Below are 16,026 nucleotides of genomic sequence, written 5' to 3' on the forward strand. Positions count from 1 at the left end.
CTGCCTTACATTTTATCGTTGGAGTGAGTATCGACGGACCGGCCTGCCACCACCAGGTGACGTGCCCCCGTTTCGCCGGGTACCCGAAGCGGATAGCATTGCTCGACATTAAAGGGTTTTGAAACTTCCCTCAACTCGTCTTCAGGGTACTGGCCCTTCATGGCGTAGAAGCGGCCATTGCGATCGAGCAAGTGGACGCAGCCGGTAAAAAAGGCGTTCAGGCTGGTGAATGCGCGACTGAAAACCGCATCGTACGGCAATTCCGGTTCGAATGCCTCGACCCGCGACTGAACCACATTGACCTGGTGCAACTGTAGCTCAGTTTTCACCTGAAAGAGAAAGCGGGTCTTCTTTCCGTTGCTGTCGAGAAGCGTGACGTCCTTCCCGGGAAACATGATTGCGAGAGGGACGCCAGGCAATCCGCCGCCCGTGCCCACATCGATCCAGCGTTGGCCGCCCTGGATGAAGGGAACAATACTGAGGCTGTCCAAGAGGTGGCGCGACACCATCGCAAGGGGATCGCGAACCGCGGACAGATTGTAGGCCTTGTTCCATTTGGCAAACAGTTGCAGGTAGGTCAGTAGTGCGGACACCTGTTCCTGATCAAGCTTGAGGTTCAGCGACCGGTAACCCGTTGTCAGCTCTTCCTCAAGCTTATGCCAATCAATCGTAAATGCGGAACGGCTCATCGATTGGCGGCTTCCGCCCGCGTGGCGGTCTGGTTCTGCCCCTTGAGCAAACCTTTCTTTTTCAGATACACCAGCAACAGTGAGACCGCAGCAGGCGTAACACCGGAAATTCGCGACGCCCGCGCGAGGGAATCCGGGCGCGCTGCCTGCAGTTTCTGTTTCACCTCGTTGGACAGGCCATCCACAACAGTGAAGTCGAAGTCATCCGGCAACGGCGTGTTTTCATAATGTCGCAGACGATCAATTTCTTCCTGCTGGCGATCGATGTAGCCGGAATACTTCGCACTGATCTCCACTTGTTCAGCCACGCGCGGATCGCTAACCGCCTGACCTTTGAGGTTGGCAAGGTCGCAGTAACCCAGCTCGGGGCGCTTGAGCAGATCGTAAAGGCTGTATTCACGAGTAAGCGGAGCGGGCAGTTTGGCCCGCAGTCGCTCCGCTTCCGGTGAGCGGGGCTGAATCCAGGTGCTCCGCAGACGCTGATCTTCCCGAATGATTTCCGCCTGCTTTGTTTCGAAGTGCGCCCAATGATTATCGGTGATCAATCCCATTTCCCGACCGATTTCAGTAAGACGCAGGTCGGCGTTGTCTTCGCGGAGCAACAGGCGGTATTCGGCACGACTGGTGAACATCCGGTAAGGCTCGGCGGTTCCCATGGTGATCAGGTCATCAACCAGCACGCCGATATAGGCCTGGTCGCGACGGGGGCACCAGGGCTCTTTTTCCTGTATACGCAGCGCCGCGTTGATGCCTGCAAGCAGTCCCTGGGCCGCCGCCTCCTCATAACCGGTCGTACCGTTGATCTGCCCGGCGAAGTAGAGGCCTTTGATGAACCTGGTTTCCAGGCTGTACTGCAAATCCTGCGGATTGAAAAAATCGTACTCAATGGCGTAGCCCGGCCGTGTAATGTGCGCGTTTTCAAATCCTTTTACCGAACGTACAAACTGCTGCTGCACATCGAAAGGCAAACTGGTGGAGATACCGTTCGGATAGATCTCGTGGGTATTCAACCCTTCGGGCTCAATAAAAATCTGATGGGAACTCTTATCGGCAAACCGATGAACCTTGTCCTCGATGGAAGGGCAGTAACGCGGTCCGACCCCTTCGATGACGCCGGTGTACATGGGTGAGCGATCGAGCCCGCTCTGGATGAGCTCGTGAGTGCGCTCATTGGTATGGGTAATCCAGCAACACAGTTGCTGTGGATGTTCTTCGACGCTGCCGAGCAAAGACATGGTGGGCCGCGGCTCGTCACCCCACTGCTCTTCCAGTTCCGAAAAATCGATGCTGCGGGCATCGATCCGCGGAGGCGTTCCAGTCTTCAGGCGACCGACGCGAAAGGGCATTTCCCGGAGCCGCTGGGCCAGCGCAATGGAGGGCGGCGCGCCGGCCCTCCCTCCGGAATGGTTTTCCAGGCCGATGTGGATGACGCCACCCAGAAAAGTGCCTGTGGTGAGGACAACGGTGCGGGCGAAAAAGCGGAGCCCCATCTGGGTCACCACGCCGTTGACTGTATCGCCTTCAACGATCAGATCGTCCACCGCCTGCTGAAAGATCTTGAGATTGGGCTGGTTCTCGAGCTGATACCGGATGGCCGCCTTGTAGAGCTCACGATCGGCCTGGGCGCGAGTCGCCCGAACCGCCGGTCCCTTGCGCGCATTCAGCAGGCGGAACTGGATCCCCGCCTGATCGGTGGCGCGGGCCATGGCGCCGCCGAGTGCGTCGATCTCCTTGACCAGGTGGCTTTTGCCGATACCCCCGATCGCCGGGTTGCAGGACATTTGGCCCAGGGTCTCGATGCTGTGAGTCAGCAGCAGAGTTCTGCATCCCATTCGCGCTGCAGCCAGGCAGGCCTCCGTCCCGGCGTGGCCGCCGCCGATAACAATGACGTCGAAATGTTCAGGGTAGCGCATGAGCGAGGAATTCCTGTGCAGGGTCGTCGCGACCGGGTCGGGAGAGGGCGGCCATTATATGTTGCTGGCGGCGCGTGTTCAAAAAACAATCCGACGGGAACTGCAGCGAGCTTCAGGTCACCGGGTTCAGCAATCACGTTTCCATAACAAAACGTATGAATAGGAATATGTATAGGAAGTATTGAGTAAGTTAGTAGTAGTGATGGTAATAAGGGGCGCTTCGTGCTGTTGGTAAGTGTTGTTTCCTGTTTTAAATCAGACACTTGTAAGAAGCACAACCACGCTGGAAGGGAGTGTTCCGACACTGTTCAGCCTGGACACAGACTGTGTACAGAAATCCCGTTTATAAACAGGGGAACCGATTGGCGCACTTATCCACATTTCGATCCCCGGGTTATTCAGGGGGATATACCGCTCTTATGGACAGCTTATAGGGAATTTGTCGGCAGATCAGGCAATTACAGCGCAAACCTGTGGAAATTTGTGAATAACCGTGTGGATGGTTGTGTGTGGTTTCGCAGAAGTCGCGTGAAGAACCACGTCCGGCGGGGTGTTCAGCCTCCGCTTTGGTTTTCCGGCCTTGTGGATAAAGATTTTCACCTTGTGGGCGACCTGACCAAAGCGTCAACGCCTGCGATCTCTGCCAACGCGACCATTGGGAGCGTGCGGCTTTTCCAACCGGGCCTGGGCCACCGGGTCAGGATCTTGCATCCGGGCCTTAGGCTGTAATGGTTTGCTCGCGCCATGACAGGGCCCACCACCCTCCAAATAAGAGAGCAGGATACTTTATGAATCCATCCGAGCAGCCGGGTGCTGCAGAGCACTCGCTTCCGGTCCTTCGCAAAGCTGCCTCCGGGATCCCCGGTTTTGATGAGGTCACCCATGGGGGGCTTCCCTATGGCCGGACGAGCCTGGTGTGCGGCGCGGCCGGGGCCGGCAAGACCCTGTTCGGGATGCAGTTCCTGGTGCGCGGCATCATTGACTATGACGAACCCGGAGTATTTCTGGCGTTCGAGGAGACCGAAGAGGACCTGAGCCAGAATGTCGCCTCCCTGGGCTTCGACCTGCGGGAACTGGTGGAGACGGGGAAGCTGGCACTGGACCATATCAGGGTTGAGCGCAGCGAGATCGAAGAAAGCGGGGAGTACAACCTGGAAGGGCTTTTCCTCCGCCTCGAGCTTGCCATCGAAACTGTCGGTGCGAAGCGGGTGGTAATCGACACGCTGGAAACCCTGTTCGGCGGCCTGAATGACTACGCGATTCTGCGTTCCGAGTTGCGGCGCTTGTTCCGCTGGCTCAAGGATCGGGGAGTCAGTGCCATAATTACCGCGGAGCGAGGCGAGGGGCAGCTGACCCGGCACGGACTGGAAGAATATGTTTCCGACTGCGTAATCCTGCTGGACCACCGGGTGACGGACCAGGTCTCCACTCGGCGATTACGAGTGGTCAAATATCGCGGCACCACGCACGGCACCAACGAATATCCCTTTCTCATCGACGAAGAGGGGATCACCGTCATGCCGATCACGGCTGCCGGTCTGCAACACGACGTGAGCGATGAGCGAGTCAGTACCGGGGTGCCGGGTTTGGATGGGATGCTCGGCGGGGAAGGTTACTTCCGGGGCAGCACCGTGCTGGTATCCGGCACGGCGGGTGCCGGAAAGAGCAGCCTCTCCGCCCATTTCGCGGACGCGACGTGCAGACGGGGGGAACACTGCCTGTACTTTGCCTTTGAAGAATCACCGGCTCAGATCAAGCGCAACATGGCGTCGATTGGCCTGGATCTTGGAAAACATGAAGAGCAGGGATTGCTGAAGTTCGTTTCGGCCCGTCCAACCATGTACGGCCTGGAAACCCACCTGGCCATCATGCACAAGCTGATTCGCGAGTTTCAGCCGAGGGCGGTCGTCGTGGATCCGGTGAGCAATCTGATCTCCGCCGCGAGTCAACAGGATGCGCATCAGATGGTGGTGCGGCTCATCGACCATCTGAAGAGCCACGGAGTGACCGCGGTGATGACCAGCCTCACCGGAGGGGGGGAGGCGGAAGAAGGCACGGAAGTGGCGATATCGTCCATCGTGGATACCTGGTTGCTGGTGCGCAGCCTGGAGTCCAGTGGCGAGCGTAACCGCGGGTTGTACGTGCTGAAGTCGCGGGGGATGAATCATTCGCACCAGGTGCGTGAATTCGTGATCACTTCTGACGGTATCGAGCTGGTGGAGGTGTATGTGGGGCCCGAAGGTGTGCTGACCGGTTCAGCCCGGGCTCAACAGGAAGACAGGGAGCGCGCGGCCCGGCGAATGCGAGAGCAGGAGATCGCACGCAAACAGCGCGAGCTGGAGCGCAAGCGCAAGGCACTGGAACATTCCATCGAGGCAATGCGAGCGGAGTTCGAGTCCGAGGAGGAGGAGATTTCAATGAGTATTGCCCAGCAAAGGATTGCCGAAGAGCAGTTGCGGGAAGATCGCCTCGAGATGGCAGCGCGTCGAGGTGCGGATCGTAAGGAAGCCGGCAAGCAATCCGAGGAGTAACAAAATGACCTCCAATCAAGACACGCCCTCCGAGGGCAAGGCGCCGTGGACCCTGCGGCTATATGTTGCGGGCGAGAACCAGAAATCGCGAACCGCGCTGACCAACCTGACCCGGCTTTGTGAAAGTCATCTTGGCGAGGGTCATTATGAAATTGAAGTGATCGACCTGATGAAGAATCCCCAACTTGCGAAGGTGGACCAGATTCTCGCCATCCCCACTCTGATCCGGAAGATTCCGGAACCGATGAAGCGGGTGATTGGGGACCTTTCCAATGCGGAGCGGGCCATGCTGGCGCTAGACCTCAGTGAACTCGAAAAAGAGTAGCGCCGTGAGCCGCAGGGACGAACTCATCCTGGAGCTCTTCGTGCAAGGGCAGTCGGCTCGTTCGAGCGCGGCCGTGGAAGCCGTGCGCCGAATTTGCGAAAAAGAGCTCGGGAGCTATCAGCTGGAGGTGATCGACATTCACCAGCATCCAGAGCGTGTACAGCAAGCGGGCATTATCGCAACACCGGCGCTGGTACGCTGCAGTCCCAAGCCGATCCTGCACACGGTGGGGCGACTGACCGACGAACGAATCCGCGAAGGCCTTGGAATCGATGACACAAAACACCTGGACTCCTGACGACAACGAACTGAATCTGGTCAGGCGGCTGGCTGAGGCCGAGGATACACTGTCCGCCATCCGTGGCGGAGAGGTGGACGCGGTGGTGGTCGACGGGGCGAGCGGCCAGCAGATCTATACCTTGCAGAGCCCGGACGAGCCGTTCCGCGTGTTTGTGGAGCAGATGCAGGAAGGCGCGTTGACCCTGAATGGGGACGGCACCATCATTTATTGCAACCGGTTTTTTGCGGATCTTGTGGGGCGCCCACTGGAGCAGGTTCGCGGCCAGTCCATTGAAGCCTACATTCTTCCCCGGGACCTGGGCCATTTCACGGAGATGTTCCAGGCGGCCAGAAGTACTGTGCACCGCGGGGAATGCTGGATTATGGACAGCAGAGGCGAAGGTCGGCCGGTGCAGTTGGCCTTCAACCCGTTGCCGTCGACAGACCTGCAGATGTTCGGGGTGGTGGTCACCGACCTGACCGAGCGGGAGCGCGCCAAGCAGCTGGAGGCCGCCCGGCTGGCAGCGGAGGAAGCCAACGCGGCGCGGGACCAGTTTCTGGCGGTTGTGAGCCACGAACTGCGCACACCGCTGAACGCCGTCCTGGGGTGGACGCAGTTGCTGCGCCAGCAGCAGGGCTTGCCATCCGCAGCGGACCGGGGCCTGCAAATTATCGAGCGCAGTGCCTGGGCCCAGGCGCAGCTCATTGACGACCTGTTAGATGTGTCGAGAATCCTAGCAGGCAAACTGCGGTTGGATCTTCGTCCCTTGGATCTGTCGCCCGTGGTGGAAGCAAGTGTCGGGACCATTCAGCCCGAAGCCGACGCAAAGAACATCGCGCTTGAGTATAAGAAGCCGGACAAATTGCTGAGGGTGCGGGGCGACCCCGATCGTTTGCAGCAGGTGATCGTCAATCTGCTGTCCAACGCCGTTAAATTCACGCCGACCGGGGGGCGCGTGACGGTTCGCCTGCAGGAAGCGAACGGCACAGCGGAGTTGCAGGTCATTGATACAGGCATTGGGATACCGCCGGAATACCTGCCCCAGATGTTCGAGTTGTACCGGCAGATCGAAGGTAGCACGACGCGGCGCACGGGCGGCCTGGGACTGGGGCTTGCCATCGTGAAGGAGCTCACTGAAATCCACGGTGGCACAGTGGCTGCCCGGAGCGCCGGCAAGGACCAAGGATCGACCTTTGTGGTGCGTCTGCCACTACTGGAAGCGAATGTCGTGGAGCAGGAGCGGGTCGAACCTGTCGCCGAAGATCATCGCCACGAGCTCGCCGGCGCTCGGGTCTTGCTTGTCGAGGACGAGGAGGTGGCTCGAGACATGCTGGCCCAGGTGCTTCAGCTTGCCGGCGCTCAGGTGGTGGCCGTGGGGACGGCGGGCGAAGCCCTCCAGGTGCTCGGCGAGGTGGAGGTGGATCTCATGGTAAGCGATATCGGGCTGCCCGGTATGGACGGATATGAGCTAATTCGAAAGGTCCGCGCCGGGGGACGCTCCGGCCGCACATTGCCTGCAATTGCGCTGACCGCGTTTGCCGGTCGGGAAGACCGGCGACGGGCTCTGCTGGCCGGGTATCAGGTGCACATCTCCAAACCCGTTGACCAGCACGAACTTTATGCAGCCATTTCCAGCCTCGCGGGAAAGAGTTGAGGTTGATGTTCAACCCTTGCGTCGATGAAATGTTTTTGGCCGCAAAGGAACAATTGCCTTCAGGGTCCCGGAAGCGCAGGGGTTGGAAAGATCACCGAACCTGCTGCTAGCAGCTTCGCCCGGGACAAAGTTCAACGGGCGTTATTTTCCGATGCAGAAGCTCGAAAAAATCTTTCCAAGCAAGTCATCCGCAGTCACCTGCCCTGTAATTTCGCCGAGGGCCTGCTGACTGCAACGCAAGTCCTCCGCCACCAGTTCTCCAGCGCCTGCCCGGAGTTGGTTCTCGGCCTGGTCGAGGTACATTTGTGCCCGCTCCAGCGCGTTGAGGTGGCGACGCCGGGCGGTGAAGCTCCCTTCACCAGCTCCGGAATAACCCGCGACCGTCTTCAGATGCTGCTTGAGAAGATCGAGGCCCGCGCCGCTCTTCGCGGAAAGAAAAACTTTGGTGATATCGTTATCAGTTATTTTTGGCTGCTGGTCGCGCAGGTCGATTTTGTTCGCGACGACAGTCACCTTGGATTTGTCCGGCAGTTCGCCGACGAAATCCGGCCAGAGGCTTTCAAGAGAGAGATCCGGCTCCTTCTGCAGGTCCACCACGAGCAGGATGCGGTCGGCCTGGGTGAACTCGGCCTGGGCCCGTTCGATACCGATTCGCTCGACTTCGTCGGGGTTGGAGCGCAGACCTGCCGTGTCGATCAGGTGCAGCGGCATGCCGTCCAGGTGGATATGCTCGCGTAGCACGTCCCGGGTGGTGCCTTCGATGTCCGTGACAATGGCGGTGTTCTTCTGCGCGATCGCGTTGAGCAGGCTGGATTTCCCTGCGTTCGGTCGGCCGGCAATGGCGACGCGGATGCCTTCGCGCATAATGATGCCCTGCTGGGATTCGCGCAGGAGCAATTGCAATTGGCTGCGCACGGATTCCAGCTGCCGGGCGATATTGCCGTCCGAGAGAAAATCGATTTCCTCCTCGGGGAAATCTATCGCGGCTTCCACGTAGATGCGTAGCTGTGTGAGTGAATCAACGAGGGCGTGAATGCGTTGGGAGAAAACACCCTGGAGGGAATTGACAGCGTTGCGCGCGCTCTGCTGAGAACTGGCGTCAATCAGGTCGGCAATGGCTTCCGCCTGTGACAGGTCGAGTTTGTCGTTAAGAAAGGCGCGCTGAGAAAACTCCCCCGGTTGGGCCAGATGGGCGCCGCGCTGCAGGCAGGATTGCAGGATGCTGTCGAGGACCACGGGCCCGCCATGGCCCTGAAGTTCCACGCAGTCCTCGCCGGTGAAAGAGTGGGGCGAGGCAAAGTAGATGGCAAGGCCCTCATCCAGGAGCTCGCCGGAAAAATCGCGGAATGTGGAAAAATGGGCGTAGCGCGGTCGGAGAGCGCGACCGGTGATGGCTTCACCGATGGTCTTCGCCTGCGGGCCCGAGAGCCTCACGATGCCGATGCCCCCGCGACCGGGGGCAGTGGCAATGGCGGCAATGGTGCTGGTGCTCATGGCAAACGTGGCAGGGCTCAGGCCTTGGCCTCGCCCTTTTCGATCTGACGGGTGATGAACCACTGCTGGGCGATGGAGAGAGCTCCGTTGACGACCCAGTACAGCACGAGGCCGGCCGGGAAGAACATGAACATGACGGTGAACACGACGGGCATCATCTGCATCACTTTCTGTTGAGTCGGGTCCTGAGCCGGCGGGTTCAACTTCATCTGGAACCAGAAGGTCGCGCCGTAGATCAGCGGAAGGATGTAGAAAGGATCCTTCACGGACAGATCCGCGATCCAGAGGAAGGGTGCGTGCCGCAGTTCGACGCTCTCCATCAGTACCCAGTACAGGGCGATGAAAACGGGCATTTGCAGCAGCATGGGCAGGCAGCCCTTCATGGGGTTGATCTTCTCTTTCTTGTAGAGCTTGATCATTTCTTCGGAGAACTTCTGGCGGTTATCTCCGTACCGCTCCTTGAGCTCCTGCATTCTCGGCGCAAACTTGCGCATTTTCGCCATGGACCGGAAGCCCGCGGCGGAGAGGTGGAAGAATGCAGCTTTCACTGCAACCACCAGGAGGATGATTGCCACGCCCCAGTTGCCGACGAAGCCGTGAATCCAGCTCAGGAAGTAGAACAATGGGAGGCAGATAAACCAGAGCGGACCGTAGTCGATGGTCCGTTCCAGATACGGGGCAATCTCGTCCAGCCGGTTAATGTCCTTGGGGCCGGCGTAGAACTGGGCCGAGATAACGTCCTGCTGCCCCGGCTGCACCTGGTGTGCCGGTCCGGTGAAGCCAAACAGGTATTGGTTGCGGTCCGGCAATTTGCGGAACGAGTAGGCGTGGCTCTCGTCGGGAGCGGGAATCCAGGCGCTGATAAAGTAGTGTTGGACCATGGCCACCCAGCCACCGGTGCGTTCGAAGTTCACGCGCTGGTCGGCAATGTCTTCGAAGTCGTACTTCTGGTAGTTCTCATCCTGGCGGGTGGTGGCGACGCCCAGGAAACTGCGCATGCCAAAACCGGCCTGACGGCTTGGGTTGTGGTCGTCCCGTTTGATCTGGCCATAGAGGTGCGCGAGCCAGGGTTCGCTGCCCTGGTTGTCCACGAGATAATTGAGATCAACAAGATTTTCGTTCTTGTGGAAAATGAAACGCTTGGTGATGGTGACATCGCCCTGTTCCAGGCTCAGATCGACGGTCAGGGTGTCCGCGTTGTCCGGCATCCGGTACTCGCTCTGAGCAACAGAATAGACCGGGCGTTCGCCGTTGGGCAGGTCGGTGCCATTGCGACCGACCAGGCCGCTCTGGGCGATGTATACCATCGATCGGTTGCGATTGAGGAGCACCAGTGGCTCCTCACTATTCAGCTCAGCGTCGTGCTGCGGCAGGGCGGCCTTTACGATATCGCCGCCGTGGGTATCGATCACCACTTCCAGGTTGCCCGTGTGAACAGTGATGAGTTGGGCGCCGCCGGTTTCGGCCTGGGGTGCTGCAGGCGCTTCAGGCTGAACCGCTTGAGGGATTTCCTGGGCAGCATCGCTGGGCACCGGAGCGTCGGACGAGGTGTCCGCGGGCGCTGGAACCGGGTCCACATCGCTGAGAGTGGTGCTGGTTTCCAGTTTGGGGCGACGCGCCTCCTGAAACTCGCCCCATTCGATGACCAGCATGAGGGCGATCCCAGCCATGGCTATCAAGAGGGTAGTTCGGAGCCAGTCGGACACGTTAGTTTCGATTTTCAATGCTTGTCTTCTCTGTCTGATCGGTTTGAGAGACTGCGCGTTCGCAACCGGGTACCCAGTCAATGCCGCCAGGGTGCAAAGGGTGACATTTGGCGAGGCGTTTGACAGTCAGCCAGCCACCTTTGAGAACGCCGTAACGTTCAACGGCTTCTTCGCCATAATGGGAGCACGTTGGGTAAAAGCGGCAACAGTCGCCAAGCAGGGGACTGATGGCGTAGCGATACGCGCGAATGAAGCTGATAGCTAGTTTGCGCATGAAGCAGTATCTCGGGACGCTTTTTCGCTTAACCGGGACCACTGCCGGGTCAGCAACGCGTTCAGCTCTCGGTCGCTGAGTCGGTCCAGTTGGCTGCGGGCGAGCACTATAGCATCGACGCCGGGCAGTTTGTGTTGGTTCAGGCGGAAAGTCTCGCGGGCGTGGCGCTTGATGCGGTTGCGCTGCACAGCCAGGCGGACATTCTTTTTGCCAATCACCAAACCCAGCCTTGGCTGCTGAAGGGAGTTGGGGCTGGCCAGAATAAGGAGGTGACGGTGTGAGACCTTGTATTTGGCGTGGCTGAATACGCGCTGGAAGTCCGGGCTGCCAAGCAGGCGGGAGGACTTCCGGAAACTCAAATCAGCCACGCCCGATACACCGGCGTCCCGGAAGTTATGCCGAGAGACGCTTGCGACCTTTTGCGCGGCGACGGGCCAGAATCTGACGACCGCCTTTGGTGGCCATCCGGGCGCGGAAGCCGTGGGCGCGCTTGCGCTTGAGTACGCTGGGTTGAAAAGTTCTTTTCATGACGTCTTCCTGCCTTTTATACAGCTGAGTTTGGCGAACGGCCTGAATGGCCCGGGACCGCCAAGTGGCAGTGCCCCAAAAAGCCGCGGGATTGTAAAGAATCGAACCCGGTAAATCAACGCTTGGATCGGTGCCGGTCGGGCGGGGGGTTGCAAGTTTGGTTCTTTGTTGGGGTGTTTGAATCCACGACACGGCGGGTTCCACTGGATATGGGGCTGTATACACACTGCTTATAAACATGTTATCCACACTGGAAGGTTAAAAAACAAACAATAAAAGCGATTTCCACTGTGGGTAATAACTACGCGTTTTGTCGTAGTAAGCTACTGAATGGAAAGCTAAAACGAGGCATCGGAGGAGCAAAAATGTGTGCCGGGTGGTGTGGATAAGTTGCGCCCTTCAGGTTAAACTGAGCGCCTGCTGTTGCCGATGTGGATGGTGCGGCCTGGGGGGGTGCAATCCCCCACCAAGTGTCAACGGATATCAGGCGGGCAGCACAGAAGAAGTCGAGCGCACGGGCAAGAAGGCGCGATCAGTACTGTCGTTACCAGGGTCGGCCGGTGGGTTTGCAACCGGCCTGGCAGTAACCGGCAGCCACCACCTTAAATTGCCAAGAAACCGAATTGATCAGTACGGCCACCGAGCCCGTCGACCGGGTTTCGAGGGTTTGTGCGCCCTGCGGAAAGTGGTGGCGAAAACAGACGGCGAATTCAAGCCGTGGGAGCTATGCGAGAGTTTAAGAATTGGTCTGATATGAGGACAGAAGACGAGGGGAGAGACGTGCCGGAAGCTATTTGGGGCAAGTGTGCTGCGCATCTGGCCGATGAGCTGCCGTCCCAACAGTTCAATACCTGGATCCGGCCGCTGAGAGTGGAAGCTGGCGTCGCGGACTCGCTGACGCTGCTGGCGCCCAACCGCTTCATCCTTGATTGGGTTTCAGAGAAGTTTTTGAATCGGATCCGGGAGCTGGTCGGAGAGTATTGCGCGGGTCAGTCCCTGCCGGTGGCGCTTGGGGTACTGAACGGCCAGTCCGCGGGCGTGCAGCCGCCGCGGTCCGCCCCCAGGACGGGTGGCGGCGAGCAGCGGGCTGCTCCAGAGCCTATGCGTCCTCCCGTACCGGGTCCGGCAGGGATCGCCAAACCGGTTATCCAGCGTGCCGAGGTGGAGGGGGGGCTCCAGCACCGGAGCTATCTCAATAAGAATTTCACCTTCAAGAGTTTTGTGGAGGGCAAGTCGAACCAACTGGGGCTGGCTGCGGCGCATCAGGTCGCCGAGAACCCCGGGGGGTCTTACAACCCCTTGTTCATATACGGCGGGGTGGGTTTGGGGAAGACCCACCTGATGCATGCGGTGGGCAATGCGTTGCTGGAGAAGGATCCGAACGCAAAGGTGGTTTATCTGCACTCAGAGCGTTTCGTCCAGGACATGATCAAGGCGCTCCAACTCAACGCGATGAACGATTTCAAGCGTTATTACCGCTCTGTAGATGCCCTTCTGATCGACGACATTCAGTTCTTCGCGGGCAAGGACCGCTCCCAGGAGGAGTTCTTTCATACCTTCAATGCGCTTCTTGAGGGTGGGCAGCAGATCATTCTGACCTGCGACCGCTACCCCAAGGAGATTAATGGCCTGGAGGAGCGGCTGAAGTCGCGCTTTGGCTGGGGGCTGACCGTGGCGGTGGAGCCGCCCGAGCTGGAAACCCGGGTGGCCATTCTCCTCAAGAAGGCTGAGGAGAGCAAAATGGATCTGCCGCACGATGCGGCGTTCTTTATCGCTCAGCGGATCCGCTCCAATATCCGTGAGCTGGAGGGCGCTCTCAAACGCGTGATCGCCAACGCCCACTTCATGGGTCGGAAGATCGATGTGGATCTGGTGCGTGAAGCGCTTAAAGATCTGCTGGCTTTGCAGGACAAGCAGGTGAGCATCGACAATATTCAGCGTGTGGTGGCGGAGTATTACAAGATCAAGGTGAGCGATCTGCTATCAAAACGCCGGAGCCGTTCGGTTGCGCGACCGCGACAGGTGGCCATGGCCCTTGCCAAGGAGCTGACCAACCATAGCCTTCCGGAAATAGGCGACGCGTTCGGTGGTCGCGACCACACGACGGTGTTGCACGCCTGCCGAAAGATCAAGACCTTGAAAGAAGAGGATGCGGATATTCGCGAGGACGCGAAGAACCTGCTGCGGTCCCTGACCACTTGAGTTAGCGGAAATCAGTTGTCTTGCACAAGTCGGCACTCGATAATTGCGGCTCGCGCGAGCCGGCCATCGTTGAGGTCGACCACCGTCGGAAAAAATCGTCGAACAAAGAGATAAAGCAATGAAATTTACAGTGTCTCGCGAAAACTTGTTGAAACCGCTGCAGTTGGTGGCGGGGGTTGTGGAGCGTCGGCAGACTCTGCCGGTTCTGGCCAACGTTCTGATGGTGCTGGAGGGGGACAAGCTGTCGCTCACGGGCACGGATCTGGAAGTGGAGATCGTGGCGCGGGTGTCGCTGCCTCAGAAAGGGGAGAGTGGCGAGACCACTGTCCCGGCCAAGAAATTTGTGGATATCTGCCGCTCGCTGCCAGAGGGTGCAGAGATCCATTTTGCGGAAGAAGAAGATCGCGTCACCTTGCGCAGTGGCAGCAGTCGTTTCGTACTGTCCACCCTCCCCAGCAGCAACTTCCCTAACGTCGAGCAAGGCGCCGGCGAACTGCAGTTTGTCTGCCCCCAGGCGACTATCAAAAATCTGATCGATAGCACCTCGTTCGCGATGGCCCAGCAGGATGTTCGTTACTATTTGAACGGTATGCTGTGGGAGGTTCAGAACCAGCAGCTTCGCTGCGTTGCTACTGATGGCCATCGGCTGGCCATGTGCACCAAGGCCGCCGATGTGAATGTGGCCGAAACCGTGCAGGCGGTGGTGCCGCGCAAGGGTATTCTGGAGCTGTCCCGCCTGTTGGGCGATGAAGAGGGCTCGGTCGCAATCACTCTTGGAGACAAGCACGTGCAGGTGGCCACTGGGGCATTTACCTTCACTTCGAAACTGGTGGACGGGAAGTTCCCCGACTACGAACGGGTGTTGCCCCGTGGCGGGAACAACGTGCTGTTCGCGGATCGGCTGGCACTGCGCCAGGCGTTCAGCCGGGTGGCGATCCTCTCGAACGAGAAGTACCGCGGCGTACGGTTGACGCTCAGCGACGGTTCAATAGTGCTGGTGGCGAACAACCCGGAGCAGGACGAGGCGGAGGAGCAACTTACTGTCGACTATAGCGGCGATCGCCTGGAAATCGGCTTCAATATCGGGTATCTGCTGGATGTGACGAATGTGCTGCAGACGGACAACATCAAGATGATATTTGTGGATGCGAATACCAGCGCGCTGATTGAATCGCCTGAGGGTGGCGACGCCACCTATGTAATCATGCCCATGCGGCTTTGAAGCTCGCCCCGCGCTCATTTCCCAGGGCTGTTCCACAGCCCTCCACCTCCCGGACGGAGAGGTCTCCTTCCCAGCCATGCCTTTGACTCGGCTGATCATCAACAATCTGCGCAACCTCCAGGCAGTGGAGTTGCGCACCCACTCCCGGCTCAACATTATCTATGGCGAGAACGGGAGCGGTAAAACCAGCCTTCTGGAAGGTGTGCACCTGTTGGGCCTGGGACGCTCCTTCCGCAGTCACCGCACCAAACCTCTCATCAACTATGAAGCGGACAAGCTCACCGTCTTCGGGGAGCTGAACCGGGACGGGCAGAGCACGCGGATCGGTGTGGAGAAGAGCCGCGAGGGTGATACCCACCTTCGGGTAGATGGCCGGAACGTAGTATCTGCAGCGGAGCTCGCGGGTCACCTGCCTGTTCTTGCGTTGAACGCCGATAGCTTCGCGTTGGTGAGCGGTCCACCCAAGCCACGGAGGCAGCTGCTCGACTGGATAGCGTTCCACGTGGAACCAAGCTTCATGGGTATCTGGCGGAACCTGCAGCACTGCCTCAAACACCGGAATAGTCTTGTGCGGCGTGGTAGAATAAGCACTGCGGAATTGGAGCCCTGGGACCTCCAACTTGGTGGTCTGTCCGCCGATATCGACGGCATTCGAAGGGCGAGTTTTGACGCGCTGATGGAGGCCCTGGGGCCGCCTGAGAGCCTGTTGCCGGGTGTTGGCTCGCTGGAGATGAGTTACCGACGGGGGTGGAGAGCCGGCGAAGACTATCGCACCATTCTCGAACAATCACTCGAGTCGGACTTGCAGCGCGGGTTTACGCAAACGGGACCGCACCGCGCCGACATTCGGATTACGGTTAACGGCGAGAACGCGGCTGAGGTCCTGTCCCGCGGGCAGCAAAAGGTCCTTGTCGCAGCACTGGTGGTGGGGCAGGGCCGGGTGTTCAAGCGGTTGGCCCAACGGCAGGTCGTCTATCTGGTTGATGACCTGCCAGCAGAGTTGGACGTGAGCCACAGTCGCCAGCTCGGCACCTGGCTGGACGAACTGGATGCCCAGGTGTTTGTCACTGGCGTCGAGAAGGATTCATTGACGGGAATGTGGCCCAGCGATCAACTGGTCCATGCTCATGTGTTTCACGTGGAACACGGCAGAGTAAGCCAGGAATAAACGCCGAGCGCACGATCCGTACGTAAAGCAAGGCATTGGT

The 16,026-nt window shown here is 59.0% G+C and carries 14 protein-coding genes; 7 read left to right on the top strand and 7 right to left on the bottom strand.

Annotated elements, in window-relative coordinates; all coding sequences use genetic code 11:
- Nucleotides 1–5 precede the first annotated feature (5 nt).
- Together rsmG and mnmG are read right to left on the bottom strand one after the other, a co-directional pair.
- The gene (gene rsmG / locus ACURWW_RS02515) at nucleotides 6–689 is read right to left on the bottom strand and encodes a 16S rRNA (guanine(527)-N(7))-methyltransferase RsmG (protein WP_445615446.1); all 684 of its coding nucleotides are present in this window, start codon (nucleotides 687–689) and stop codon (nucleotides 6–8) included.
- Nucleotides 686–2,602: a tRNA uridine-5-carboxymethylaminomethyl(34) synthesis enzyme MnmG gene (mnmG, locus tag ACURWW_RS02520; protein ID WP_445615447.1), complete on the bottom strand. Its 1,917-nt coding sequence runs from the start codon at nucleotides 2,600–2,602 to the stop codon at nucleotides 686–688. The genes rsmG and mnmG overlap by 4 nt, the downstream gene beginning before the upstream one ends.
- A 788-nt stretch (nucleotides 2,603–3,390) precedes the next feature.
- Between mnmG and kaiC the strand changes: the two genes are divergently transcribed.
- The 4 genes from kaiC to ACURWW_RS02540 are packed head-to-tail and all read left to right on the top strand — an operon-like array spanning nucleotide 3,391 to nucleotide 7,392.
- Nucleotides 3,391–5,133 carry a circadian clock protein KaiC gene (gene kaiC / locus ACURWW_RS02525; RefSeq protein WP_445615448.1) on the top strand — a complete coding sequence of 581 codons (1,743 nt, stop codon included), beginning with the start codon at nucleotides 3,391–3,393 and terminating at the stop codon, nucleotides 5,131–5,133.
- Between the two features lie 4 nt (nucleotides 5,134–5,137).
- Entirely contained in the window at nucleotides 5,138–5,458 is a 321-nt protein-coding gene (locus tag ACURWW_RS02530; RefSeq protein ID WP_445615449.1) for a circadian clock KaiB family protein, read from the top strand.
- 4 nt (nucleotides 5,459–5,462) lie between these two features.
- Nucleotides 5,463–5,756, top strand: coding sequence for a circadian clock KaiB family protein (locus ACURWW_RS02535; RefSeq protein ID WP_445615450.1), 294 nt, complete (start codon nucleotides 5,463–5,465; stop codon nucleotides 5,754–5,756).
- Complete coding sequence (locus tag ACURWW_RS02540; RefSeq protein WP_445615451.1) at nucleotides 5,731–7,392, top strand: ATP-binding protein; 1,662 nt, start codon at nucleotides 5,731–5,733, stop codon at nucleotides 7,390–7,392. Before ACURWW_RS02535 ends, ACURWW_RS02540 begins: the two co-directional genes overlap by 26 nt.
- Nucleotides 7,393–7,533: 141 nt before the next feature.
- On the opposite strand, the gene mnmE is transcribed toward ACURWW_RS02540, so the two are convergent.
- The 5 genes from mnmE to rpmH are packed head-to-tail and all read right to left on the bottom strand — an operon-like array spanning nucleotide 7,534 to nucleotide 11,394.
- Nucleotides 7,534–8,886 (bottom strand): tRNA uridine-5-carboxymethylaminomethyl(34) synthesis GTPase MnmE, encoded by a 1,353-nt coding sequence (gene mnmE, locus ACURWW_RS02545; RefSeq protein WP_445615452.1) that lies wholly within the window; start codon nucleotides 8,884–8,886, stop codon nucleotides 7,534–7,536.
- A 17-nt stretch (nucleotides 8,887–8,903) separates the two neighbouring features.
- On the bottom strand, nucleotides 8,904–10,610 hold the full coding sequence (gene yidC, locus ACURWW_RS02550) for a membrane protein insertase YidC (RefSeq protein WP_445615453.1): 1,707 nt from the start codon (nucleotides 10,608–10,610) through the stop codon (nucleotides 8,904–8,906).
- Nucleotides 10,594–10,866 (bottom strand): membrane protein insertion efficiency factor YidD, encoded by a 273-nt coding sequence (gene yidD, locus ACURWW_RS02555; protein ID WP_445615454.1) that lies wholly within the window; start codon nucleotides 10,864–10,866, stop codon nucleotides 10,594–10,596. The genes yidC and yidD overlap by 17 nt, the downstream gene beginning before the upstream one ends.
- Nucleotides 10,854–11,234: a ribonuclease P protein component gene (gene rnpA / locus ACURWW_RS02560; RefSeq protein ID WP_445615455.1), complete on the bottom strand. Its 381-nt coding sequence runs from the start codon at nucleotides 11,232–11,234 to the stop codon at nucleotides 10,854–10,856. The genes yidD and rnpA overlap by 13 nt, the downstream gene beginning before the upstream one ends.
- Nucleotides 11,235–11,259: 25 nt before the next feature.
- Nucleotides 11,260–11,394, bottom strand: coding sequence for a 50S ribosomal protein L34 (gene rpmH, locus ACURWW_RS02565; RefSeq protein WP_445615456.1), 135 nt, complete (start codon nucleotides 11,392–11,394; stop codon nucleotides 11,260–11,262).
- 753 nt (nucleotides 11,395–12,147) lie between these two features.
- Between rpmH and dnaA the strand changes: the two genes are divergently transcribed.
- From dnaA to recF, 3 genes are all read left to right on the top strand, one after another.
- The gene (gene dnaA, locus ACURWW_RS02570; protein ID WP_445615457.1) at nucleotides 12,148–13,596 is read left to right on the top strand and encodes a chromosomal replication initiator protein DnaA; all 1,449 of its coding nucleotides are present in this window, start codon (nucleotides 12,148–12,150) and stop codon (nucleotides 13,594–13,596) included.
- Between the two features lie 118 nt (nucleotides 13,597–13,714).
- On the top strand, nucleotides 13,715–14,818 hold the full coding sequence (gene dnaN, locus ACURWW_RS02575) for a DNA polymerase III subunit beta (protein WP_445615458.1): 1,104 nt from the start codon (nucleotides 13,715–13,717) through the stop codon (nucleotides 14,816–14,818).
- 76 nt (nucleotides 14,819–14,894) lie between these two features.
- The gene (recF, locus tag ACURWW_RS02580; protein WP_445615459.1) at nucleotides 14,895–15,986 is read left to right on the top strand and encodes a DNA replication/repair protein RecF; all 1,092 of its coding nucleotides are present in this window, start codon (nucleotides 14,895–14,897) and stop codon (nucleotides 15,984–15,986) included.
- The last annotated feature ends 40 nt before the right edge of the window (nucleotides 15,987–16,026 follow it).

The sequence above is a fragment of the Gilvimarinus sp. F26214L genome (assembly GCF_054401055.1).

Bases quoted from the DNA above. Each gene is read 5' to 3' on its own strand.
- rsmG (WP_445615446.1), bottom strand. From the start codon at position 689: ATGAGCCGTTCCGCATTTACGATTGATTGGCATAAGCTTGAGGAAGAG.
- mnmG (WP_445615447.1), bottom strand. From the start codon at position 2,602: ATGCGCTACCCTGAACATTTCGACGTCATTGTTATCGGCGGCGGCCAC.
- kaiC (WP_445615448.1), top strand. From the start codon at position 3,391: ATGAATCCATCCGAGCAGCCGGGTGCTGCAGAGCACTCGCTTCCGGTC.
- ACURWW_RS02530 (WP_445615449.1), top strand. From the start codon at position 5,138: ATGACCTCCAATCAAGACACGCCCTCCGAGGGCAAGGCGCCGTGGACC.
- ACURWW_RS02540 (WP_445615451.1), top strand. From the start codon at position 5,731: ATGACACAAAACACCTGGACTCCTGACGACAACGAACTGAATCTGGTC.
- mnmE (WP_445615452.1), bottom strand. From the start codon at position 8,886: ATGAGCACCAGCACCATTGCCGCCATTGCCACTGCCCCCGGTCGCGGG.
- yidD (WP_445615454.1), bottom strand. From the start codon at position 10,866: ATGCGCAAACTAGCTATCAGCTTCATTCGCGCGTATCGCTACGCCATC.
- rpmH (WP_445615456.1), bottom strand. From the start codon at position 11,394: ATGAAAAGAACTTTTCAACCCAGCGTACTCAAGCGCAAGCGCGCCCAC.
- dnaA (WP_445615457.1), top strand. From the start codon at position 12,148: ATGAGGACAGAAGACGAGGGGAGAGACGTGCCGGAAGCTATTTGGGGC.
- dnaN (WP_445615458.1), top strand. From the start codon at position 13,715: ATGAAATTTACAGTGTCTCGCGAAAACTTGTTGAAACCGCTGCAGTTG.
- recF (WP_445615459.1), top strand. From the start codon at position 14,895: ATGCCTTTGACTCGGCTGATCATCAACAATCTGCGCAACCTCCAGGCA.